This is a genomic window from Neochlamydia sp. AcF84 (genome assembly GCF_011087585.1).
GTDB lineage: Bacteria > Chlamydiota > Chlamydiia > Chlamydiales > Parachlamydiaceae > Neochlamydia.
The window spans coordinates 38,856-62,363 of record NZ_VJOT01000038.1; the positions used below are offsets into that span (position 1 = coordinate 38,856).

General features: G+C 36.5%; 14 protein-coding genes and 7 pseudogenes. 15 read left to right on the forward strand and 6 right to left on the reverse strand.

The annotated features are described in order from the left end of the window. Positions 1 to 188 precede the first annotated feature (188 nt). Positions 189 to 2,705 carry an endopeptidase La gene (gene lon / locus NEOC84_RS03625; RefSeq protein ID WP_166155381.1) on the reverse strand — a complete coding sequence of 839 codons (2,517 nt, stop codon included), beginning with the start codon at positions 2,703 to 2,705 and terminating at the stop codon, positions 189 to 191. Between the two features lie 362 nt (positions 2,706 to 3,067). Between lon and NEOC84_RS03630 the strand changes: the two genes are divergently transcribed. From NEOC84_RS03630 to NEOC84_RS03650, 5 genes are all read left to right on the forward strand, one after another. Continuing rightward, positions 3,068 to 4,222, forward strand: coding sequence for an HD domain-containing protein (locus NEOC84_RS03630; RefSeq protein ID WP_166155383.1), 1,155 nt, complete (start codon positions 3,068 to 3,070; stop codon positions 4,220 to 4,222). Beyond that, a complete protein-coding gene (gene tsaB / locus NEOC84_RS03635) occupies positions 4,210 to 4,896 on the forward strand; it encodes a tRNA (adenosine(37)-N6)-threonylcarbamoyltransferase complex dimerization subunit type 1 TsaB (protein ID WP_166155385.1) in 687 nt (228 codons plus the stop codon). Before NEOC84_RS03630 ends, tsaB begins: the two co-directional genes overlap by 13 nt. A 98-nt stretch (positions 4,897 to 4,994) precedes the next feature. Next, the gene (rpsU, locus tag NEOC84_RS03640; RefSeq protein ID WP_039384980.1) at positions 4,995 to 5,174 is read left to right on the forward strand and encodes a 30S ribosomal protein S21; all 180 of its coding nucleotides are present in this window, start codon (positions 4,995 to 4,997) and stop codon (positions 5,172 to 5,174) included. A 178-nt stretch (positions 5,175 to 5,352) separates the two neighbouring features. After that, the gene (gene dnaJ / locus NEOC84_RS03645; protein ID WP_166155387.1) at positions 5,353 to 6,507 is read left to right on the forward strand and encodes a molecular chaperone DnaJ; all 1,155 of its coding nucleotides are present in this window, start codon (positions 5,353 to 5,355) and stop codon (positions 6,505 to 6,507) included. Positions 6,508 to 6,955: 448 nt separating this feature from the next. Further along, positions 6,956 to 8,686: an Mbeg1-like protein gene (locus NEOC84_RS03650; RefSeq protein WP_166155389.1), complete on the forward strand. Its 1,731-nt coding sequence runs from the start codon at positions 6,956 to 6,958 to the stop codon at positions 8,684 to 8,686. A 137-nt stretch (positions 8,687 to 8,823) separates the two neighbouring features. Here NEOC84_RS03650 and NEOC84_RS03655 read toward each other — a convergent pair whose 3' ends face one another. Continuing rightward, positions 8,824 to 10,449 carry an IS1634 family transposase gene (locus NEOC84_RS03655; protein WP_166155391.1) on the reverse strand — a complete coding sequence of 542 codons (1,626 nt, stop codon included), beginning with the start codon at positions 10,447 to 10,449 and terminating at the stop codon, positions 8,824 to 8,826. A 391-nt stretch (positions 10,450 to 10,840) separates the two neighbouring features. On the opposite strand from NEOC84_RS03655, the pseudogene NEOC84_RS09875 reads away from it, so the two are divergent. The 7 genes and pseudogenes from NEOC84_RS09875 to NEOC84_RS09880 all read left to right on the forward strand — a co-directional run. Further along, positions 10,841 to 10,990 (forward strand): annotated as a pseudogene (locus NEOC84_RS09875) (IS5/IS1182 family transposase); the annotation flags it as partial. Between the two features lie 113 nt (positions 10,991 to 11,103). After that, a pseudogene (locus NEOC84_RS03660) lies at positions 11,104 to 11,952 on the forward strand (IS5 family transposase). Between the two features lie 73 nt (positions 11,953 to 12,025). Next, a pseudogene (locus tag NEOC84_RS03665) lies at positions 12,026 to 13,198 on the forward strand (IS701 family transposase). A 247-nt stretch (positions 13,199 to 13,445) separates the two neighbouring features. Continuing rightward, on the forward strand, positions 13,446 to 13,691 hold the full coding sequence (locus tag NEOC84_RS03670; RefSeq protein ID WP_166155393.1) for a hypothetical protein: 246 nt from the start codon (positions 13,446 to 13,448) through the stop codon (positions 13,689 to 13,691). Positions 13,692 to 13,708: 17 nt separating this feature from the next. After that, a pseudogene (locus tag NEOC84_RS03675) lies at positions 13,709 to 14,272 on the forward strand (IS1634 family transposase); the annotation flags it as partial. After that, positions 14,269 to 14,790 carry a hypothetical protein gene (locus NEOC84_RS03680; protein ID WP_166155395.1) on the forward strand — a complete coding sequence of 174 codons (522 nt, stop codon included), beginning with the start codon at positions 14,269 to 14,271 and terminating at the stop codon, positions 14,788 to 14,790. The pseudogene NEOC84_RS03675 and the gene NEOC84_RS03680, both read left to right, overlap by 4 nt. Before the next feature lie 169 nt (positions 14,791 to 14,959). Beyond that, positions 14,960 to 15,325 (forward strand): annotated as a pseudogene (locus NEOC84_RS09880) (IS1634 family transposase); the annotation flags it as partial. Positions 15,326 to 15,440: 115 nt separating this feature from the next. On the opposite strand, the gene NEOC84_RS03690 reads toward NEOC84_RS09880, so the two are convergent. Then, positions 15,441 to 16,550, reverse strand: a complete 1,110-nt coding sequence (locus tag NEOC84_RS03690; protein WP_166155399.1) for an IS66 family transposase — start codon at positions 16,548 to 16,550, stop codon at positions 15,441 to 15,443. Continuing rightward, positions 16,540 to 16,890 (reverse strand): DUF6444 domain-containing protein, encoded by a 351-nt coding sequence (locus NEOC84_RS03695; protein ID WP_166155401.1) that lies wholly within the window; start codon positions 16,888 to 16,890, stop codon positions 16,540 to 16,542. Before NEOC84_RS03695 ends, NEOC84_RS03690 begins: the two co-directional genes overlap by 11 nt. A gap of 347 nt (positions 16,891 to 17,237) precedes the next feature. Here NEOC84_RS03695 and NEOC84_RS03700 point away from each other — a divergent pair, with 347 nt between their 5' ends. Then, positions 17,238 to 19,961 carry a tetratricopeptide repeat protein gene (locus NEOC84_RS03700; RefSeq protein WP_166155403.1) on the forward strand — a complete coding sequence of 908 codons (2,724 nt, stop codon included), beginning with the start codon at positions 17,238 to 17,240 and terminating at the stop codon, positions 19,959 to 19,961. Positions 19,962 to 20,298: 337 nt separating this feature from the next. Here NEOC84_RS03700 and NEOC84_RS03705 read toward each other — a convergent pair. Then, a pseudogene (locus NEOC84_RS03705) lies at positions 20,299 to 20,998 on the reverse strand (IS5 family transposase); the annotation flags it as partial. Between the two features lie 86 nt (positions 20,999 to 21,084). After that, on the reverse strand, positions 21,085 to 22,434 hold the full coding sequence (locus NEOC84_RS03710; protein ID WP_166155405.1) for an IS1634 family transposase: 1,350 nt from the start codon (positions 22,432 to 22,434) through the stop codon (positions 21,085 to 21,087). Between the two features lie 222 nt (positions 22,435 to 22,656). Here NEOC84_RS03710 and NEOC84_RS09885 point away from each other — a divergent pair. Next, positions 22,657 to 22,797: pseudogene (locus NEOC84_RS09885) on the forward strand (transposase); the annotation flags it as partial. Between the two features lie 137 nt (positions 22,798 to 22,934). Next, complete coding sequence (locus NEOC84_RS03720) at positions 22,935 to 23,336, forward strand: transposase (RefSeq protein ID WP_166155409.1); 402 nt, start codon at positions 22,935 to 22,937, stop codon at positions 23,334 to 23,336. Positions 23,337 to 23,508 lie beyond the last annotated feature (172 nt).

The following is a 23,508-nucleotide window of genomic DNA, read 5'->3' on the forward strand; positions in this document are numbered from 1 at the left end:
TTTAAATTACTGATTGCTAAGTGCTTGTAAAAGTTAAGTCTTAAATTTAGATTTTATAAATTGCTCATACCGAAAGGTTTATAAAAAAATGCGGGCATATGGGCTATTAATATTTTCTTAGATATTTAAATAGTTTATATGCATGCATTCCCGCAAAGTCAGCTATTACGGAGAACTTTTTTAAATTTCTATTTTTCCAGCTTAACTTCTAGAGCTTGCCCAAGATCAGGAAAGGCAATATGAAAGACTTCATCATAATGTTGGACGAAATGGATGTCTATTCCCTTTTTAATGTACTCAGGAAGTTCCTCGTAGTCTCTTAAATTATCTTTAGGAAAGATAAGAGTTTTTAGACCCGAGCGTCTAGCTGCCACTAGCTTTTCTTTTACTCCCCCTATAGGCAAAATGCGGCCGGTTAAAGTTAGCTCTCCTGTCATTCCTAAATTGTTAAGCACAGGGGTATTGGTTAACAAAGATAATAAGGCTGTAACCATGGTGATGCCCGCCGATGGGCCATCTTTAGGAGTAGCACCTTCAGGGATATGAATATGAACTTGCGCTTTTTCAAAAAAACTATAGCTGGGGGCATATTTGTTTAAGGCGCTATGTAAATAGCTCCAGGCAATCTCAGAAGATTCTTTCATGACCTGGCCCGCTTGGCCCGTTAGCTTCATCTCCGTTTTTTCCGCGGCTACTTTAATTGCTTCAATGTAGAGGGTGGCTCCACCCATTGAAGTCCATGCTAAGCCTGTGCTAACCCCGATAGGATTATGTTCATAAAAACGATCTGAGGTAAATATAGGCTTACCAAGATATTCATGTAAACTCGTGGGAGTAACACGATAAGAAGGAGTTGAAACTTGGGTAGGCTTTTGCTTGTTATTTTTACGAGGTTTTTCTACAGCTATGGATGCCTCTCGAACAATGCGTAGAGCAACCTTACGCATGATCTTTTTAATATTATTTTCAAGGCTTCTTACTCCGGCTTCACGCGCATAACCATTGATAATGGCTCTTAAGCCTTCAGTCGTAAAGGTGATATCTTTAGCTTTTAACCCCATTAATTTACGGTTGCGAGGAAGTAAATACTTTTTGGCAATCTCTATTTTTTCCTGCATGATATAGCCGGAAAGGCGCAAAATATCCATGCGGTCTTTAAGAGGTTCGGGGATTGTGTCTAAAACATTTGCAGTCACAATGAAGAGTATATTAGATAAATCACAGTGAACATCTAGGTAGTGATCCAAAAATTCACGGTTTTGTTCGGGATCCAGAACTTCTAACAATGCCGATGCTGGATCTCCATGATAACTACTTCCCATCTTATCCACTTCATCGAGCATGATCACGGGATTCATGGTCTGGCAAAACTTGAGTGCTTGAATTAATTTTCCTGGCATCGCTCCAATATAGGTGCGGCGATGTCCTTTAATTTCTGCTTCATCTCTCATGCCCCCTACAGAGAAGCGATAAAATTTTCTATTTAAAGCACGAGCTATACTTTTACCGATGCTGGTTTTGCCGACTCCGGGAGGGCCTACTAAGCACAATATACTGCCTTTTACTCCTCCAACAAGCTTGCCTACTCCTATAAATTCCAGGATGCGCTGCTTAATATCTTCTAGGCCATAATGATCGTGTGCAAGGATCTTTTCAGCTTTCATAATATCCTGGCACTCTTCACTTTGAATGCCCCAAGGTAAATTGGTCAACCAATCTAAATATCCTCGGCATACAGCGTATTCAGCAGATTGCGTCTCTAGTACAGAGAGCTTTTCCATTTCATCTTTTATAACTTTTAATACATCCGCGGGTATTTTACGTTCTCTGATACGCCCTTCAAATTTTTCTTTGTCAAGAGCTTTGTCATCTTTTTCAATCCCCAATTCTTTTTTTATGGTTTTTAGCTGCTCTCGCAGAAAAAAATCTTTCTGGCTTTTAGAGATGGTGGATTCAATCTTTTGATTGATATTATTTTGTAACACACTTAAGTCTAATTCTTTTTTAAGCAATAAAAGAGCTCGATCAATGCGTTTTTGGATGTCAAACGTTTCTAATACTTCTTGCAGCTCTTCTCGGGAAGCGGTCGTTAAAGCTACAGCAAAATCTGCAAGTTTCCCTGGCTCGGTAAAATCAGAATGACCAAGAAAAATTTGTAATTCTTCTTTAAAAAGAGGGTTTAATTTGAGTAATTCTTTAATGGTAGAAATAATGCTAATAGCATAGGCTTTAAGCTCAGCGGTAAGCGTAGGGCTATCTTCAAAATAAGAAACTTTGGCTTTTAAAACTTTAGAGTTAGAAAGAGGACGTAAAACACGCAGTCGCCTTTCCATGTTAAGTATAACTTGTGCGCCTCCTTGCTCTAAAGGAATAATTCGCAACAGACGAGCGATAACCCCCACTTGATAAAGATCTTCAAAGCTAGCTTTATAGATATCAACATCTTCTTGCCTGGTTAAAATCAAACCGATAGACTTATGATCAGTTTTAGCCACTATTTTTAAAGTTTCAAAGAAAGGTCCAGGTTCAATAACTATAGGAGCTGCCATCCCAGGAAAGAAAGGTCTTTTCAAAAGAGGAAATATACATAGCTCATTCGGAAAGGAGTTTCTCTTCTCTGTTTTTTGTTGATTTTCAAGGGTCTTGATCACAGCATTTTCCAGCTGCTGAGTAAAAGAACTATCTTCAATATCTTCTAGATTCAAACTTGGCCTCTTACCATTTAAATTATATGAGTGATAATATTATGGAGGATAAAGAATAAACATTCAATTAAGAAAGCGCTTTTTCCTTAAGGCAGCAGAGATCCTGCCAAAGGTGTTCTTATTAAAGTTTTATTAGATAAACTTTATTCTAAGCTAGTCTATTAAGAATAACAAGAAAGTTAATTTTCTAAAAAAATATTTAATCATTAATAGGGGTCAGTTAGGCTGTTTTTGAATACCATCGAAAAAACTTTTTTTCTATCCACTATTATTCTTGGTTTATCACTCAAACGACTTGTTTTATAAATTATTTTTCACTAAGATTTACTATGAGGAATTTTTAAAAGAATGAGTGTAAATACATGACCATCCCTTTTAGTGAAACTCTTTCCTTTTATCGTCATGCATTAATGAAACAGGAAAAAGCTTATTTGCATCCTTTAGCCGCCCGTACATCGGAACATAGTCGGCAGGCTGGTAATGAGGAAGATTATCGTTTACCCTATAAACGCGATGTAGATAAAATCATTCACTCTAGAGCGTATGCTCGCTATAATGATAAAACTCAGGTCGTATACTTAGTCGATAATGATCACATTACCCATCGTGGCTTACATGTACAATTTGTTAGTAGCTTTGCTAGGGGAATAGCAGAAATTTTACGCCTGAATCTTGATCTAGTAGAGGCTATCTCTTTAGGTCATGATGTGGGACATCCTCCTTTTGGTCACGAAGGTGAGGAGTATTTATCCGAACTCTCAAAGATGTTTGAAAATGGAGCGTTCGCCCATCCTTTGCAATCATGTCGGCTTTTTACTGACATAGAGCCTCTTAATCTTGGACTTGCTGTCTATGATGGTTTCCTTTGTCACGATGGCGCCATGCACAGCTCTATCATCCATCCTTGTTTTAATAAAACATGGGAAGATCACTTGAATGATAAAAAGCAGAAAGCAAGGGAACCGGAGTCTAACATAATTCCAGGAACCTTAGAGGGATGCTTAGTGAAGCTATGTGATACCATGAGTTACATAGGCAAAGATATTGAAGATGCTATTCGTTTAGGAATCATATCTAAAGAGCAGGTGCCCAAAACATTTCTAGGTACTACAAATCAAGAAATTCTGGCTACTCTTGCTAAAGAAATTATTAGGATAAGTTATGAGCAAGCTTACATAGGTATTTCTATGGAAGCTTTTGAAGCCCTAAAGTTTTTACGCGATTTTAATTTTACCCATATCTATGTTCATCCTCAACTTAAAGTGGAATCTAGCAAGATCAAGCGAGCGTATCGTCTTTTATTTGAATTATTACTAGAAGATCTTAATCATTTACACGAAGAAAGTTATCTGTGGAAAAATTATACCTTTAATAAAAATGAAGATTACAAAAATTCTACTTCTTTAGTGCAAATGGTGGTTGATTATATTTCTGGAATGACCGACAGCTTTTTTATACGTACCTTAGAAAAACTCACCCTTCCCCATAGGATTGACTTAAGAGAATGTTTTCATTAGTAATTGATACCAGTAGTGAGCGCGGTTGCGCAGCCTTCTTTGATGGGATAGAAGTAATTTTTCAAGGCAATTTTCCCTTTGGATTTAATACCTCTCAATCCCTTTTGCCCGAAATTGAACGGGGCTTGCAACATTTAGGAAGAAAAGCGGCAGACTTAAGCTATGTAGCAGTAGGAATTGGTCCGGGTTCTTATACGGGTATAAGGGTAGGGGTGGTGGTTGCTAAAGCAGTCGCTTTTTCCCTAAGAAAGCCATTGGTTACTTTTTGTAGTTTGGAAGGATTTCTCCCCTCTCAAGAGGGTTCGTATGCTGTACTTTTTGATGCAAAGATAGGGGGAGTGTACGTACTAAAAGGCCAAGCTAGCCGAGGAGCTTATAAGCAGGAGGGAAAAGTACAACTTCTTCCCTTAAGCGAAGTAGGTGCATATCTACAAAACGTAAACTATTTACTTACCCCTAATAGTCGCATACTGAAACAAAAGATAGAAAATATCTATCCTAACCAGCAGTGGATATGGGAAGAAAAAGGCCCTGATGCGCTTTATTTAAGCCGTTTATCGGAAGATAAATGGAGAAGGGGAGAGATCATGCAAAGAGAGCCTCTCGAGATTTTATATTTGCGTAAAACCCAAGCGGAAATAGAGAAAGAATTGCAAAAGAGTATTCAGTATTGATAAATTACCCATCGATTGTGTATGATGCTTCTATCATTAGAAAACTGGCAAAATTGTTGCCGTGATTACTAAACTTATAAAATTAGGAATTTAGCGAAATGTCATTAGTAAAAGTCCGTATTGGCGAACCCATCGATAAAGCCCTTCGCGCCTTGAAAAAAAGATTAGATAAAGAAGGTGTAATGAAATCTGTTAAAGCCCATCGCTTTTATGCTAAACCATCGGTTAAAAAGCGTGCAAAATCCAAGGCTGCTTTAAAATACAAAAGACAGCGCTAGAACCAGATAGGCTTGTTTAAGTAACAAGCTGATGATTTAATATAAGTTCCCAAAGGGTGTTCACATTTATTATTACAATAAATACCTCTACCCTTTAGGCTAAATTTTTTGAATTCCACCGAGTGCTATGTTTTTTCAGTTAAAAGACATACACTCTCAAGACATCTATGTGAGCATTATGGCTGACTATTACGAAACATTGGAAATTCCACGAACTGCCACAGCAGACGAAATTAAAAAGGCTTATCGAAAAAAAGCCATCAAATACCATCCTGACAAAAATCCCGGCAATGCTGAAGCTGAAAAACGCTTTAAAGAAATTTCAGAAGCCTATGAAGTATTGAGCAATGATAAAAAACGCCAAACTTACGATCGGTATGGTAAAGAAGGCTTAGGAGCAACGGCAGGAGCTGCTGGAGGAGGATTTTCAGGATTCTCTTCAGTCGATGAAGCTTTACGTACTTTTATGGGTGCTTTTGGTGGAATGGGTGGGGAGTCTATATTTGAAAGTTATTTTGGTGGAAATGACTTTGTGGGAGGCTCAGCTCAAATGCGCCGCCAAGGAGCTAGCAAACGTGCCAATATTACTATATCCTTTCTAGAAGCAGCTAAGGGTGTTGATAAGGAATTGGCCATCAATAACTATGTGACTTGTAAGACTTGCCATGGTAAAGGCACCCCCTCGTCTAAGGGCAAGAAAAAGTGCCCGCGTTGCCATGGCGCCGGACAAGTATATGAGCAGAAAGGCTTTTTTAGCATGTCTATGGCTTGTCCTCAATGTCATGGAGAAGGGGAAATTATTACTGAGCCCTGTAAAGATTGTCGAGGAGAGGGTTTAATTAAAGAAAAGCAGCATGTTAAAATTCATATACCAGCAGGTGTGGATAGTGGCATGCGCCTTAAGATGAGCGGTTATGGAGATGCGGGGCATGGTGGTGGGCCAGCAGGAGATCTTTATGTCTTTATTAACGTCGAGCCGCATGAAATTTTTGAACGTGAAGGGAATGATGTTTTGCTAGATCTGCCGATTAGCTTTACAGAAGCTGCTTTAGGGTGCAAAAAAGACGTTCCCGGTCTCTATGGCCATACTTGCCGTATTACCATCCCAGAAGGCACTCAAAATGGGAAGGTATTCCGACTAAGGAATGAAGGCTTTCCTGGTGTGCATGGACAAGGAAAAGGGGATTTGCTAGTTAAAATATTTGTGGAAACACCTACACAGCTTTCCGAAAAGCAAATAAAATTGCTAAAAGAGTTTTCTACCTTGCAAGGTCCTGCCAATTTACCTAAAAGCAACTCCTTTTTGGATAAAATAAAAAGCATTTTTAAATAAGTCATGGGGGCAAATTTGCTTCTATCGCTATATTTAGAGGAAATCTATAGAGAAATAATGCATTTGGCTAACTTAGCTTTAATTTTTTAAAAATCAACTCTTATGGGTGCTAACTAGTAGTTATAATGAGACGTTCGCTAAGATAAGCTTTCTACTAATCCACAAGGGTTTCTCATCTTATTTTTAGCGGGATGAAGATAATCAACTATCCTAATTTAATAATTTCTTTTTTTACATCCTCTTTTTATCAAGTAGACCGAAGCATGATAACTACAATTTTATTCCATTCATTTCATCGTTATAGATATCATTAAGGGCTTGATCTTTTCTAATCTCTTGACTCAACAATTTACAATCCATACCGGATAAGTCAGGTTAAAAATTGTATTGACATCTTTTTTTTCTTCTTGGTATAGCTATAGTTTTTTAATCATCTACCGGGACATTTATGCAAGCTATCTCTTCTCCTTCTTTACACACCTCCCACTTTTCTAAAAAAATTTTCCTAAATTCCCCTTTCTTATTGCAAGACATGAATAAAAAAATTTCATTTTCTTTGATTGGTGGTAATTTGATTAGAAGTAATTTATCATTAAATTTTCCAGCCTCTTCGATAATAAAAAGTAAAAACATACGTTATTATTCTTCAAGTAATTCTTTCACCCAGCATCTTGAAAATGATAGAAAGAATTTATTTAAAAATTTTCCTGATCGTCCTAGTGATTATGTACATGCAGTCTTAAGTCAACAGGTTTATCAGAAAACCCCTAGTCGATTGCCTTCATCTCTATCACATTGGCGACTTTTGAGAGAAAAACAAATGCTTAACTGCGGTTATTATGGGGCAGCTTTTATCAACGATCAACATCGCCATATGATCGTAGCACATAGAGGCACTCGTCCTACAGATCTAAAAGCGTGGCATACAAACGTGCAAGCAATTGTTAGAAACGAGGTTGTAGAACATCCTAGCTATGCTTTAGAATTTGCCTCTCAAATGCAAAAAGAAGCAGATGAAAGAAAATACCATTTATCCCTTACTGGCCATTCACTAGGAGCATGGTTAGCAAAGCTTACGGCTTTTCATTTTGCTCAAGAAGGAACATACTGTCCGACAATCACTTTCGATAGTCCGGGCATAAAAAACATGATTAAAAAATTACAACCTCGCATTAAAGAAGAAAAATTAAATCTGAAATATTTAGATATTACTTCTTATTTATCTGCTCCTAACCCTGTTAATATATGTAATCGCCATGTTGGAACTATTTATCGCATTTATCCTAATCTGGAAGATTATCACGGCTTGCTAGCCCAAAAAAAATATATTTTAGACGCTCATAGTATTGAAAAAATTACCCAAGTATTTGATACTCATACAGGCCTTCCTAAAGCCATGAAAAAAGTTGTAGATTGGCCTCTGTTGAATCGTAAAGCGCAGGAGGATAGAGGCATAGGAAGCCATATTAGAGAAACTTTTGAGAAAGCCCTCCCTAAAAGCCTATCTGCTCAAGAATTTGCCAGTTTAGTGAATTTAGCTTTTGATTACTTATTAAACTATGATAAAAATGAGTATGCTGGTTTTTTAAAATTTGCAAAAGCCAGCAATCAATATGAACCGGATCAAATGTCATTTTCGGATGCCTATTTTCATCAACATAGATTTCATTATAAAGTTAAATCTTATGACCCTTATAAACTTCATCTAATGCATTTTCCTAAAAAAACAAGAAAATTTTTAGATGAATTATCTAATTATTGTAAAATTGCTAAAACTTTTAATCCTAATAAGAAATTTAATGTCTCTAAGTGTACAGGAATAGATGCTAAAATTTTACCTCTTCTTTCAAATATCAAGATTGTTGAAAAATATTTCCTAAAAATTCCTACTGGAGAAATAACAACGTTAGATCTAAGGCGCTACTTAACACGTTTGGATGAAGTAGATAATTCAGCTTTAAAAGCATTTGAAAAGGAATGCAGCCTTGAATTGTTTAGAAATAACCCTTCATTAGAAATGATAATGGAAGAATATGAACAACGCAAAAAGCAAAAAAAAGAGCTTTTGAGAGAAGAGCAACGGCGGCTAGAATTGCTAGAGAATGAAGAAATAGCTTGGCTAAAAAATAAAATTCTTAATCGTGAATTGATTGATTATTTCACTCATTCTTCTATTTGAATAACTAATCCTTTTTCCAAGTTAAGCAGTCATGGGGTATAAAAGATTGTGTATATAGAAAAGTTATACGTTGCTTATTCTCAACTTTGACAGTTATTTTATAACTAGATAATTTTTAAAGACTTACATCAAAAAATTCAGGCACAACATTGAGATTGAAAGGTAGTATTTCTTTGGGTAGGTATTCCCAGCACCTGGAAAATTGCTTGAGCATCTTGGCAAAGAAGCGATTGCATGGCACCTTCTCTTTTTGTGGATATATCCTCAAAAATGGTTGTGTGCACCTGAGCTAATGCATGCCTAATGCGATCGGGAGTAAGATAGAAATTATTTTGGCGAAGCAGTAGCTCTAAAAATCTTTCGAGAAATAAATTTATAAAGCATAACAATAGATGGGCTTTTATTCGACGAGGAGCCCAATGAAAAATAGGGCGGGTTTTAAGCGTAGATTTAGCCACTCGGAATGCTTCTTCTACGTGCCACAGATCCTGGTAACGAGCTAAAGCTTGCTCTACACTGATTTCTGCGCTATTGGACACGGCAATGCCATGAAAGCCATCCCATTTAGCATCTTCCTCGATTGCTTGCTCATTTAACATAAACAAAGCGTCTGCTTGTATATTCGCATATTTTTTATACCCTGCATTATTGATTAGCTTTTTTATAGAGCCTTTGTCGGAGGAATTAGAAAGCTTTCTTTTTAATTTTTCAATTAACCGCTCTCTATCTTCTTTATCTTTTTTAGCCCGCCTAGGGCTATAAGTGACGATTAGCAGGGTATCTGCATATTGAGGGTGAGGTAACGTGTGGAAAAGAACTCTATCTTCTTCTGCAATATTTGCTTGATTAGGTAAAGCTACATAATTCGATAGGTCGTTCACTTTTAATTTCTTGGGCATCGAGCGCAATTTGGTGGCTATTACAAAATGAAAGTTAGCATTCTGAAGTGCTTCTATGTTAAGCTTACTTGCCAAGCCACGATCACAAACCACCGTGACATGATTGATGGAAAACCGTTCTCTTAGCTTATTTAAAACGGGAAGCATGGTTTTGGTTTCTGCTAGGTTTCCTTTAAAAATTTCATAGGCAACTGGTATTCCATGGGCATTAACTACTAAAGCAAACACTATCTGCACCATATGATATTTTTGATCTTTACTAAACCCAAAATCCCTGATGTCATCTTGTTGTACGCTCTCAAAGTAAAGAGTGGTTACGTCAAAGAAAAAGCAGTCTACTAAGCCTGAAATATTACAAGCTGTTTCAAAAGCCTGTTTTTGAATAGCTTCATCCAAAGAGGCGATAGCATCCATCGAGCGATAAAGATGCTGTAAATCAATGCCTTGAAAACCATGCTCTTCTTGGCGTTCATAAGTTCTTCGCTTACTGCTGGGTAAATCAAATCTTTGCACCAGCATGAGCTTAATGCTTTCCTCTAGGCTAAAATGTTGCTTTCGCTCAGCTGATTGGATGATCTTATTAAAGCCTGTTAGGTCCATCAGTCGATCTAGAACTAACCCAAAACCATCATATATAGTTTTTTTATGTTTTAATTCTTTAACTTCTACTTTAGGATCAATTTCAAGGCCTTCTTTTTCTAATCGCTGAATAAGCTTGTCCGCTAGGTTCTTAAGTCGTTGTAAGTCTTGCTGGTTTTTGATCACTCCTAAATGGGCAATCGTGCGTTGCTTTACCTTTTTGCCCTCCCTTACACCTTCAACAATTTGCAAAGTGGGATATTTTGCTTTTTTAGATGTCTTCATTCTTACATACATGCACTACTTTATATCAGCTTTTAACTAGAATTTCAATAGTATTTTTATGCACAACATTATAAGTTAAAAGCTTTTGATTGTTAGAGGCTTAAGTGTTTCGAATGTATGCAACTGTCAAAGCCGGGAGTTAAGCAGTCATGGAGTATAAAAGATGGTGTATATTAAAAAGGTATACGTTGCTTATTACGAGCTACATGGTTAGCGTTTGCTAAAAAATGTCTTCAATAGATAGGATTTAAGCTGACATTTGTGATAAAAATAGATCTTTTTCGAAACTGGAATAAAATGTTAATTTTACTAAAATGGTGACTCAATATTTAAAGGGGTCCCCATGAAATTTGATAAGATAGTGAAATTAGATGATTAACGCTTTAGCAGGTTGACAGGGGTAAAGCATAGTACCTTTGATAAGATGGTGCCAATTTCACAGCAAGCCGATCAGGCCAAGAAGATTAAAGGTGGGCGTAAATATAAACTAGGTCTCGAAGATATGCTATTGATGGCGTTGGAATATATGCGCAAATATAAGAGGATATCTTAAAACCCCCTATTTTGCCTTATCCATCTACTTTATCAAAGATCTAATAGGTTGATACAAAACAACTTATTTAAGATAATTTTTGAGAGAAAAGGGAGGTAAAGATGAGCAATACATACCCTAGTCATTTATCAGATCGTGAATGGGAAGCCATTAAAATTTACTTTGAAGTAGATTACAGCAAAGGAGGCAGGCCCTTTAAACATACAAAAAGAGAACTATTGGAAGCTATTTTTTATGTCTTAAGAACCGGTTGCCAGTGGCATTATCTACCCAAAGACTTTCCTCATTAGAAAACAGTTTACACTTACTTTAAAAAGTGGAAAGACGCACATTTGTTTGAGAAAATTAATCATCATTTAAGGAAAAAATTAAGAGTTATAATGGGGAGGGACCTTAATTCCAGCGCTGCCATCGTCGATAGCCAGTCAGTTAAAACAGTAGAAAGGGGGGGGATCACAGGTTATGATGGAGCTAAAAAGGTTAAGGGGCGTAAAAGGCACATTGTAGTGGATACGCAAGGCTTTTTATTAACATGCTATGTAGGAGCTGCTAACGAAAACGATCGAACGGCCTTAATTAAGCTGTTAGACAAATGCAAAAGCCTATTTTCAACCATCACTAAGGTTTGGGCGGATATGGGCTATCAAGGCACTTTATTAAAGCAAACCTGCCAAGATCAGTATAACATTGACTTTGAGATCGTTAAAAGGCCTCCTCGTAGATACTGGGTGCAAGAGGATAAAATAGAAGAGTTTTTAAAAACCATTAATTTAAGCTTTAAAGTCCTGCCCAAGAGGTGGATTGTGGAAAGGACTTTTGCATGGATTGGGCGTAATCGAAGAACTTCTAAAGAGTATGAGTACCTAACAACTACGAGTGAGAATTGGATTTATCTATCGATGATTAGACTGATGTTAAGGCGAATTGATAAGTTAAAGGAGGGGTTTTAAGATATCCTCTAATACTACAGTGGTAATAAAAAATATAGTATGCTATTTTATTTGTTAAGTAGGGAGGTGAGGGATGGAATTGAAAGCAATAAACCAAACTATAAAACAAAAAAAAGAAGAGCTAGCCTTATTTTTAAGGCCTTTTTTTAGTCGAGAAGAAGCTAGACAAGTAGCTTTGCAATAACATTAAGGGTTAATGAGCAAAGCAGAACGTAAAAATACCTGGCAATTGGCAGAAGAGGCCGGCTTACAAACCCCGTATGCTTTTCAACATCTACTACGCCGTGGTGTATGGCAAGCAGATGCAATCAGAGATAGGTTGCAAATGGAAGTGTTGAAAGATAAAGAAGGCGGTATACTAGCTATAGATGAGACGGGATTTTTAAAGAAAGGTAAGCATTCAGCAGGAGTGGCAAGACAATATAGTGGAACAGCAGGAAGAATTGAAAATTGCCAAGTAGGGGTTTTCCTTTCCTATGCAACTAACCAAGGCCACGTACTAATTGATCGAGAGCTATATATCCCCGAAGAATGGTTTTTAGATGAAGAACGTAGAGCAAGAGCGGGTATATCTAAAGAAGTTAAATTCAAAACGAAAATACAATTAGCCATGTTGATGCTACAGCGAGCTTTCGGCCATGGGATCAGGCCTTCTTGGGTAGTGGGAGACGAGGTATATGGAGTTTATCCCTTAAGAGCTTATCTAGAGAAAGAATGCTGCCCTTATATATTAGCTGTACCCTCTAATTACCATGTGAGCGTAGATTTTGATCGAAGTCCAGCCAGCCACTTTCTTGCAGAAATTAAGCCAAAAGATTGGTAGAGTTTATCGGCAGGAAAAGGAGCGAAAGGCGAACGCTATTATCATTGGTATCGTCTAGAAGCCAATTCAGATAGCCCTGAAGGGTGGACACGTTGGCTTTTATTAAGACGTAACATGAAAGACCCTCGCGATGTAGCTTATTATATAGTTTGTTGTCCTAATAATGTTACTTTACAAGATATAGTCAAAGCTGCAGGAAGTCGTTGGACGATCGAGGAATGCTTTGAAGCTTCTAAAGGAGAAATTGGACTTGACCACTATGAGGTGAGAAGCTACACAGGCTGGTATCGACACATGACGCTTTGTTTATTAGCTTTAACTTTCCTTTCGGGCTTGCGCGATGCTTTCAATCTACTGGAGAAGAAAAAAAAAGCTCGTCGGCTTCATATGAAGAAGTTTCTAAAAGTACGGAATTTAATTTAATTAGATATACCTTACAAGAAGCTAGGCGTTTAGTGATATATGCACATACCTCTATCAAGCAATGCTGGAGCTATTGGTTAGAATGGTCTAATTGGCGTCGTAAGCATCAAGCGAGTGCTTGTTACTACCATTATCAAAGGCAAAGAAAGCTATGTTTACATTTACCACTGTAGTACTAAGATCTATTTTCATATTAGCCAATGCTAGGGAGTTAATAAAAGCTCAGCTTATAAAGCGGTGAAGTGGATTGAAGATACGTTCTCAAGGAAAAAGCGCCTTTGCTTTAGAAGAAATAGTAAAATTGATTCTTGTTCAGCGTTTTGATTGTCCTAGTAGTAAAATGTGCACCTATAAACGGCAAGAAGAGCATGGATTTCAAGGAATTGACTTGCAGCATATCTATCGAACGATGGATGCGATAGAATCGCTGGAGGCTGAAATTCAAAAAGAGGCGTTTTTAGCACCGCATGTAAATTTTCTGAAAAGCTTGTAGATTGTTTCTTTTTTGATGTCACCACCCTTTACTTTGAAAGTGTGGTGCAAGATGAGATCAAAGATTTTGGTTTTAGCAAAGATCAAAAATATTATATGGTTCAGATCGTTCTGGCTTTAGTGGTAGATGTACGCGGGTTGCCCATTGCTTATGAAGTGTTTAAAGGAAATCTAGCCGAAACAAAAACACTGATTCCTGTTTTAGAAAAGTTAAGAAACAGCTTTTCGATTAAAAACGTCACGGTTGTATGTGATCGCGTCCTAGCCAGCAAGCAAAATATAGAAGCACTTCAGAATGCAGAATTTCATTTTGTCATTGCCACTAAACTTAAATCTATGTCTAAAAAATTAAAAATTAATGATCTTTCGACTTATTCGCCATTATCCCATCAAGAAGCTATCATAGAAAAAGAAAAAGTTCTTTTTCGTACTATGGAACATCCTCAATATAAAGACACTTTGCTTACTGCTACTTACAGTCCTAACAGAGCTAGGAAAGATAAAGAAGACCGAGAGCGTGTAATTGAAAAATTCAAAAAGAAGCTTTGTAATTCATCGGATGAGACTTCTATTAAAAAGTGATTAACAATGGAGCTTATAAGAAGTACACAAATATTAAAAAAGGCTCACTCTTAACAATTGATGAGACGGCAATAGCAGAAGATGCTAAATGGGATGGTTTTCACGGTATTGCGGTATCAAACAGCTCTCAACTTGGCGTACGAGAGGCTTTGGCTAGGTACAAAGACCTTTGGCAGGTAGAAGAAGCTTTTCGAATTGCCAAATGCACACTTAAAACGCGTCCAATTTTTCACTGGTCACCCCATCAAATAAAAACCCATATATTATTATGTTTTATGAATTTATTTCTTGAAAGGCTTCTAGAATTGCTCTTGAAAAGAAATGGAACGCCATTAACGCCTGATAGAATCAATTATGCTCTGTCAAGTGTGCATACCATGCATTTTGAAGAGCAGGATTCAAATAAAAAGAATGTGATACGTTCAGCACTTTCTGAGGATGCCATCTGTATTTTTAAAACTTTGGGGATTTCCCTTGATCGTTTAAAATCTTTTCAAACAACCAACTGTTGTGTCTGAATTTTAAGACTTAAGCCGCTTAGGCATAACTACTTAAAAAACAACTGTTAAAGTCGGGACTACATCTGGTCGACCAAAATCTGGGCAAGCACCTTCTATACTTAGCTATCGTCTAGAAGGTACAGTAGCCTGCTCTTTGCTTAACAAGGCAGAGTTAGAGAGGAGCAAAGGATTTTTCATCTTAGCAACAATGACATGGATGTAACCGCTTTTCTTGCTCAAGAGTTATTGAAAACATATAAGGCACAGCAAAGTGTAGAAAGAGGATTTAGATTCTTGAAAAGCCCCGATTTCCTAGTCTCTTCTTTCTTTCTTTCTTTCTTTCTTTCTTTCTTTCTTTCTAAAAAAGCCAGAAAGAATAGAAGCGCTTTTAATGGTAACGACTCTATGCCTTCTACTCCATTCTGTCCTTGAATATAAAATTCGAGAAAAATTGCGAGAAAATGATGAGAACTTCTTAAATCAGCTTAAGAAACCTACGCAAAAGCCAACCACACGCTGGGTGTTTTTCTGTTTCCTAGGCTTACATATGTTCTTTATTGACCATAGAAAATTGCAATTTACCAATTTGAAAGAACGCCATAGAATTATCCTGAGATGCTTAGAGCCTCCTTATCAAAAATTCTATTATTCTGAAATGTGGTGAGAAATCACGGTTCTAAAATGCTCCAGCCTTGTTTTCTTGCCGTTGAGATATAACTGCGTATGCGACAAAAAATGGTCCCTTCTTCAAATGAGCGGAAGCATCCCGAGATTTTCTGTTTAACTTTCAGCATTCTTAGATCTTGTTCGGCTTGGTTATTAGTAAAAGGCACTTTCAAGTCATGTATAAAAGCTAAGACGTTATGCGTCTTATGTAGTAGTCTTCTCAAAAGATTGCAACCTGCTTGACCGACTTTTTCTTTAGAGAAGTGTAGCTTGGTTTCTTGCTCATCAGCCATTAAAACGCCTTGATAGTAACTTACTTTTTCTAGAATAATCCTGGCATACTCTTGCTGAATGATTTGAATATCTTGCAGCGCCATTTTTTCTTTACCTTCATCTCTTGTTTGCTTAGCCATTTTATTGGCTTTTAAAAGAAGAAAGGCCCTCTTTTGCGCCCATGCTCCTTTTTCTTGCTCGAATACATATTTAAGCTTTCTTAAATGGTGGGCATTACACAGCGCATATTGGGCCTGCTGGTAGGTAAAGTAAGGCGACCAGTGATCATGGATAGCACTGCCTGTAAAATTAGAAAGAATAGCAAAATCATTCAAAGCCTGCTGTCCTCTTTTATGATGCATCTCATAAAAAGTTGCGCAAGCAGACGAGGTCACATGAATCCAGCGTAATTTCTTTTCACAACGCATGTCAGTCTCATCAAAGTTCAAAACCTTACAAGCAAGCAGATGGGGTTTAAGGTTTAATTCAAAAGTTTCCAGATTTTTATAAAGTTTTTTATCTGTATTTTGGCATGTTCCTGCTGACAGCGAAAGGCCATAGAGGTCTTCAAAAATTTGAGCACTTCTTTCCATAGGAATTAAATGCTGATGCTCGAAATAGGCAGTTAAGGAAAGTATACCTTCCTCATATTGTGTGGGCACTTTAACATTTTCTGGAAATTTATTTTTAGCACGGTAATTGCAGCAAGGGCACCGTTTGATCTCTATTTGATGCTCGGTTACTTCCACGACAAGTTCTGGTAGATCAAACACATGTCGTTTTTCAAAGCCACTTGTCTTTACTTTAGATAAATTGCTCTGACACTTTTCACAAATCATGAGCCTTTTGAACTTCAATGTAATTAGGATTTAAAACTTGTTCTAATGTTCGACCGATATGTCCTGGTTGGCCACCTGGTTTTCTATCAGGTTTACCTCGCAGACTGCTAGTTTTTGGCTTTTTTCCTAAGCCGTCACTGATGAGAGGCTTATGATTATTAGATCTATCTTTAGTTAAGCGAACCTCAAGTTCTCCAACTTTTGCTACAAGCTCTTCAACTTGATGCATCAGCACAACAACCCGTTTCTCAAGAAGCTGAATATAAGCTTGAACTTCTTGAGGAAGCGATGTGAATACATCCGATCGAATTGCAGTTGGTTTTTCTGGCTTGTTAGTCATGCCTATCATGATATTAAACTTTTTATTAAGAGGAAAGGTATTTTCAAGTTCCAAAATTTTCTAAACAAACGAGAGTTCTGAATAGTTACCTTTTTCGTTTAGTTTAATAGGTTTTTGAATGGATCAATTAGTGAGATAGACTGACAATTATTATTAATAAAAAGGCTTTTCCTTATTCAAAACATTTTTTGAAAGAAAATATTTTGATATATTTTTGACTTATAATGTTGGATTGGCGAATATTTAGGAAAAACAACTTAAAATATAAGTAAATTAAGCCATTAAAACCTGAATATTGGCTTTTTCATTTTTTTAACTACGTCTTAACATAAATTAAGGTGAATAATATGTCAATTTCCTCTTCAAAATTATCTTCTCCTCTAAGCAGAGGCCTTTATTCTAAATTTGGAAACACTTCTTCTTTTCATGCAGCGCCTCAAGGGCTTTCTTCTTTTTTTCTCTGTTCTAAATCTACCCCCACTCTATTCCAGGAGTTTTATAAACATCATTCATCTACCTCAATATTTGTCTCTCATAAAAAATATCGGATAACCGTTTTGGGGATATCCCAAAACCAACGTCTTCATTCTTGCTGGCCCAAAAGCAAACACGTTTATAGTCAAAATATAGCTAGCAAATTCCAGCAAAGCCCTTCCAAGGTGTTGAGAGGTTTAAGAAAAATGCATACGGGGGCGAAAGACGGAAGTAAAACTTGGCAAGAATTTGTTAACAAAAGCCAGGAACGCTTAATAAATATGGCTCCTTTTGAGAAGGATTGGCTGTTATTAGGAGCGTCTGGTAGTGTTTTAGCATTATTAATCTTGCGCTCTCTAATTAAAGAATATATAAAAGAAATATCTAAAGAAGAACATGTGGTCCTTTCAGACGAAATTTTATCTCAGCAGGAATCTTGGATTCCAACCCACAACTTGATTAAGTTAAAAGACTCTTTTAAAGAAGTAGAATCTAATATCCAAAAAGTAGCGATTATAGGAATAGCTGGTTCTGGCAGAACAACTTTAGCCAAACAATATGCAATACATTATGAACAGGAAATGAGGAGGCAACCTGATAAGTTAAGAACTCTTTTCTTTGCTGATATGAAAAACGAAGAAACATTTTTGCATGCATATAGAAAACTTGCTGAGGACTTAGGAATTCATGTACCTCTTGCAGCACAAGAAGAAGCCATCATCGAGCAAATCAATCATAGACTTAAAAGAAGGCCTGATTGGCTTTTTGTAATAGACAATGTTAATGCTAAAAGTTACGAAAGGTTGCAAAAGTTTTTTCCAAATAATAAAAAGGGGGGGATTTTACTCGTTACTGAGGAAAAGTTAGAGGGGGTCAAACTTTTTGATCTGCAAAACAACCCAATTAATATGCAAGAAGCTGTGGAGATTCTTAATTTTAATCTTGGTAATGACCATTGGGCTCTTAAGAAAGCAAATAACTCAAAACGCGAACTAGTTGACCAACTTTTTTACTTACCTTTAGCTATTAAGCAAGCGGCTATTTATTTAAAGGATGCTCAGCAAGATAATTCTTTTGATACATTAATAGAATCTTATATAAAAAGGCTAAAAGCGATTAGAGGAATCTCTCAGAGGGCTTCTTTGCGTTCTATCGAGGCAACTCAGATTATAAAAGCCGTACATTCTTTGAACATAGAAGAATGCGAGAAAAAACAAAGTGAAAGCACTGTCCTTTTATCGATCCTACCTTTTCTAAATCCTTTCTTTATTGAGAGATCCCTCTTAGAATTATGGTTTGAAAATCATGCGAGTAACTCTAGTTTGTTTAATCCAATATTAGATTTATTAGAAAGCTATTCTTTGATTTCAATAGATGGAAAAAATGGATGGGAAATTCATTCCTCCCTACAAGAGTTGCTAATTGAAAAAGCGGAAAGACAAGGAATAAAACCTTCAGAAACCTTAAAAGAGCTTCTTATTTTTCTTAAAAATAATTTTAAATTAGATATGCGTTTTTCTGATGGATTAAATAAAACCAAAGCTATTGAAAATCAGCTAGAGACTCTTTTAAAACATGCAGAAAAATATGACTTGAAGGAAGAGTTAAAGCCGTGTTTTGTTCATCTTTATAATGTGTTAGGTAATTATTATTTACAATCCAATAATTTTTTCGAAGCACGCCAAGCCTTTAAGAAAAGCTTAGAGCTTGTGAAAGTTCAAATAAATCGCACAACTGCTGAGCAAATTTGTAATAATTTGAAAGCGCATAAAGAACTTCCAGCCCTATGTGCTCAGGCTCTTCATTATCTAGGAAAAGTCTATTTTCATACGCAAAGGCTAGACCAAGCAAAGAAATATTTTCAAGAAGCTATTGACATTCAGGAAATAATAGCAGCTCGACGGGATGTGTATGAGAATCCCAATCCTTTTGACTTTATAGTTTTTCAACGTCAAGGCAAAGGTTGGGCTCTCTTAGAGGGGGATAAGGATGATTTATTACAAGCGGAAAAATTATATCTCAATCTCTTTAAACAGAATCCTTGCATGCCTGCAGGGCAGCGTGATCTATTTAATGAAAGATATTGTAATATTCAATTAAGCAGAGTCTATCTAAAATTAGCGCAGCAAGAATCGAATAAAGAAAAAAAAGAGGAATATTATATTAAAGCGAGAGAGAGACTCGAAATAGGAGGAATTGAAAAGGGTGTGCCTTTTCAAGGAACTATCCAGATGATGCAGCAATATGTAAGAAGTGGAGAAATTTGCCTGATGTTAGGAGAATTGTACTTAGATAAAGATTGTCCGTTTATGGATCTTAAAAAAGCACAAGAATATTTTGAAAAAGCTTCCCAATTATCAGAAACCGATATTGTGATTGGCGCTAAGTCCAAATACTACTTAGCTAGGCTTTATTTGGAAAAAGGCCTTTCTCAACAAGCCTTAGAAGCTATTACAGAATCAATTCAATTATTTAATAAAGTAGAAGGGAATGGATTAACTAGGATCCCTCCTAAAAGCTTGCATGAAGCAGAAAAATTAATACAAGCATTAAAAATCCAAGAAGCGTTTAGAAATGATGCTCCTTTAATTTTATAAATGTAGAGACTCTCATGCTTAAGCTATAAACAAATAAATTTTTAAAAAAACTAGCCTCAACTAGTCATGTTTTTGTAGTAATAGCATGAGATGCCTTAGACAGCACCTAACCTGACCAACCTGGATTACCTGGCAGAAATAGTATCTGCCAGGTAATCCAGGTTGGTCAGGTTAGGTGCTGTCTAGAACAGATTATTTGAGAGGATTGCTAGGCAAGATATTTATCAAATAATTTTTACCGGAACATCCTGATTGATAACCCCCGTGATCGCTTGCATTCTTCTTTTTCACACAAAAGTTTAATAACAGTGTTGATATAATAGACCTCTTTCGAAATTCACTCATTTAATTCCCAGTTATAGATTGCTGCAATTAAGTTGAAGCGAAGCGCAAATCTTTTACGTCTATTTCTATACCGATCGGCTATGATTTTAAATCGTTTGAGAAGACCAATTACATTTTCATTAGCAACTCTTTCTCTTGATAAACTTTGGTTTGCTTTTTTATCTTCTTTAGTTAAAGGATTCTTCTTACTTTTTTTCTTAGGCATCTGTGTGTGAATAGGTAGCTTTTTTAATCCTTGATAACCTGAATCAGTTAACACTTTTATTTTTGGATGGATTTTAACTTGGGATTCTTTAAATGGTCTAAAATCATGCTTTTTGCCATTACCATAGGAAGTGCAAATCACTTTCTTGCTTTTTTTATCGACTACAAGCTGCGTCTTTAGGGTTTGTTTTTTCTTTTTCCCTGAATAATAGCGCTTTTGTTTTTTTTAGGGCGCTCAATAGGCGTTTCTGTAGCATCAATTAAAATAACCTCATATTCCGCATCACTTTTCAACAGTTCTTTACGTCCTGGTAACCTGGTAAAGCAAAATCTGGATGCTTGATTAAGGTATCTTCAATCCATTTCACCGCTTTATAAGCCGAGGTTTCACTAACTCCATAGCTTTGGCTAATATGAAAATAGGTCCTATATTCGCGCATATATTCCAATGCCATCAACAACATATCTTCTAGACTTAGTTTATCCTGACTTTGACACTTGTTTGACTTAAGACGTTGATTATCAATGCTTATTTTTTCGAAAGATGGCAATATTGCCACTACACTACATCGAACTAACGCTCATTCATTACCATTTCCCCTGGATGTTTAAGCTTTAAGGTTTGAAGAATTTCTTTAGATAATCCTTTTGCTGGTGTTCTTAGCAAGATAGACTTCCCATTTACTTCTAATAGAGAAGCTTCTAATTCGCCAATAGCCTCCCTTATTTTTTCAACAGTATGATCTGTTCCTTTTCTAATTAGGGCGATCTCTAAATTACGATACATAACAAAGGCAAGGAAACAAAGCACGATATGTCCTATGATTCTTTCTGGGCTGGATAAGTAGATGGGCCTAATTTCCAAAGAATGTTTCATGACGCGGAAAGACTCTTCCATTTTCCATAGCCGATGATAACTAGAAAGGATCTCTTCTTTTTTCATACTCTGCTTTGAAACCTGAATTCCATAAAATCCATCCCATTGCTTATCTTCATTAATTTTTTCGAGATCTAATCCTAGGGAGGATGCTTGTTTTTTTTCATTTTTTAGATATCTGTTAGCGCCTTTTTTCGATTCTAAAGAAGCTGTACTCTGATCTAACCTCTCCATAGCTTTGTGAATTAATCGCTCTCTATCTTTTCGATCTTTTTCTGCTCTCTTTAAGCTCCATGTGCATATAATTCTTTCCTTCAAAATCTGTTGCTTCTTGTTATTGTCTTCTACATATTCGACAATATTATCAAATTCGATTTCTCGATATTTCAAAATGTTTCCATCGCTTTCATGAATCGTTTGGTATTTCTCAATATCTAATATTTGTTTTTGCAAGCTTTTATTTAGGCTCTTTAATCTGCATCCCATAAGGTAATCATAGTCTCGATCCTTAATTCTTTTTAGATTTAACTTTGAGTTAATGCCTCTATCCGCAACAATCATGACGTGCTGAATTTTGAATCTTTCTTGCAGGGTTTTGAGCGCCTCTTCTAATGTTTTACTTTCAAAGGTGTTTCCAGGAAATATTCCTAAAGCTATGGGGCGCCCCTCTTGATCAACCAACATTCCTACAACAACTTGCACTTCTCCAAATTTAGCATCTTTACTGAATCCAAAATCTCTTAAACTATCCGGCAAAACTCCTTCAAAATAAAGAGTAGTGACATCATAAAAAATGACATCTACCCTCATTCCAAAGCGATCGACATGCTTTAGAAAAATTAAATTTTCTATTTCTTTTTGAAAAGATGAAAGGTAATCTAAAACTCGGTAAATATGATGAAGAGGGATGGCATGGGTTCCCAAAAATCGATTTTGCTTAAGATAGACTTGAAGTTTGCTAGAGGGAGCCATCAATCGTGAAATGACTTCTAGAAAAATGACCTCTTTGTAAATGTAGGTAAGGTTTGTTAATTGAGGAGGGGGCAATGGACCTAGAGCAATTAAACTCCATTCGCGAACAACTTAATGAATGGATTAATGTTTTCAAAGCCAACTTAGGAAGATCAGAAAGAGTTCATTGATGCAGATTATACATTTCAGGACTCATATTAGATGGAGAAAGAAAATCTATCGAACCCATGGACTTCCTGGAGGAAATGAACAAGCCATTCAACAATTTGTCAATCAAAGTCCTTAGGACATGCAGCGATGCAACAACAACTGGCACAGCATATGGCTCAAGGAATGGGGGTTAAAAAAGGAGTATTGGTCCTAGACGACACTCCTTTACCCAAAAAGGGAAAGTTCTCGGTAGGGGTAGCCAGGCAGTATTGTGGAGCTTTAGGAAAATTGCCAATTGTCAATCAATCGTCGCATGACATTATTGTGAAAAAGGCAAAGAGCATTTTCCTATCCTAGGTGAATTATTCCTTCAAGTAGCCGATAGAAACTTTAAGCCCCTTTCTGCCAAGAAATGGTTAAAAAAATTGATCCTGCAAGGAGGTAAGTGGCAAAAGGTAAAACTTACCCTTCAATCGAAGAAATATAGTGAAGTAATGGCTATACGTGTTAAAGAAACAATCACCAAGGCATCTTATAGACCAGGGGTTGAAAGATGGTTAATCATGGAAAAATTAGGAAACGATCAATATAAATACTATGTTTCCAATGCCTCAAAAGATACTTCCCGCTCATGTATGGTAGAATGGATTCATGAAAGATGGAAAATCGAGCAAGGTTATCAGCAGATGAAAGAGGAGTTAGGATTAGATCACTTTGAGGAACGGTCATGGCTAGGGCTCCATCATCATCTGAGGTTATGTTTTATGGCTTATAGCTTCTTAACCTTACTGAAATACCAAGCAAAAGATAAAAAAAAATCTCAATAACTCTGCCTCAAATAAGAAGATTAATTAACAGCTTATTTTGCATTACCATTTGCCCTTTTTGCCAAGCTATTCATGACTCATCTAAAAGGTTATTTTTTGATACCTCTTAAACCTAACGAAGTAGTATTAGTTCGACCTGATTTACCCTAAAAAATTTCATCATTGCATCAGT

What these genes read in the sequence shown, in the direction of transcription:
- rpsU (WP_039384980.1), top strand. Translation starts at nt 4,995, where the DNA reads ATGTCATTAGTAAAAGTCCGTATTGGCGAACCCATCGATAAAGCCCTT.
- NEOC84_RS03630 (WP_166155383.1), top strand. Translation starts at nt 3,068, where the DNA reads ATGACCATCCCTTTTAGTGAAACTCTTTCCTTTTATCGTCATGCATTA.
- NEOC84_RS03695 (WP_166155401.1), bottom strand. Translation starts at nt 16,890, where the DNA reads ATGACTAACAAGCCAGAAAAACCAACTGCAATTCGATCGGATGTATTC.
- NEOC84_RS03690 (WP_166155399.1), bottom strand. Translation starts at nt 16,550, where the DNA reads ATGATTTGTGAAAAGTGTCAGAGCAATTTATCTAAAGTAAAGACAAGT.
- tsaB (WP_166155385.1), top strand. Translation starts at nt 4,210, where the DNA reads ATGTTTTCATTAGTAATTGATACCAGTAGTGAGCGCGGTTGCGCAGCC.
- dnaJ (WP_166155387.1), top strand. Translation starts at nt 5,353, where the DNA reads ATGGCTGACTATTACGAAACATTGGAAATTCCACGAACTGCCACAGCA.
- NEOC84_RS03655 (WP_166155391.1), bottom strand. Translation starts at nt 10,449, where the DNA reads ATGAAGACATCTAAAAAAGCAAAATATCCCACTTTGCAAATTGTTGAA.
- NEOC84_RS03700 (WP_166155403.1), top strand. Translation starts at nt 17,238, where the DNA reads ATGTCAATTTCCTCTTCAAAATTATCTTCTCCTCTAAGCAGAGGCCTT.
- NEOC84_RS03650 (WP_166155389.1), top strand. Translation starts at nt 6,956, where the DNA reads ATGCAAGCTATCTCTTCTCCTTCTTTACACACCTCCCACTTTTCTAAA.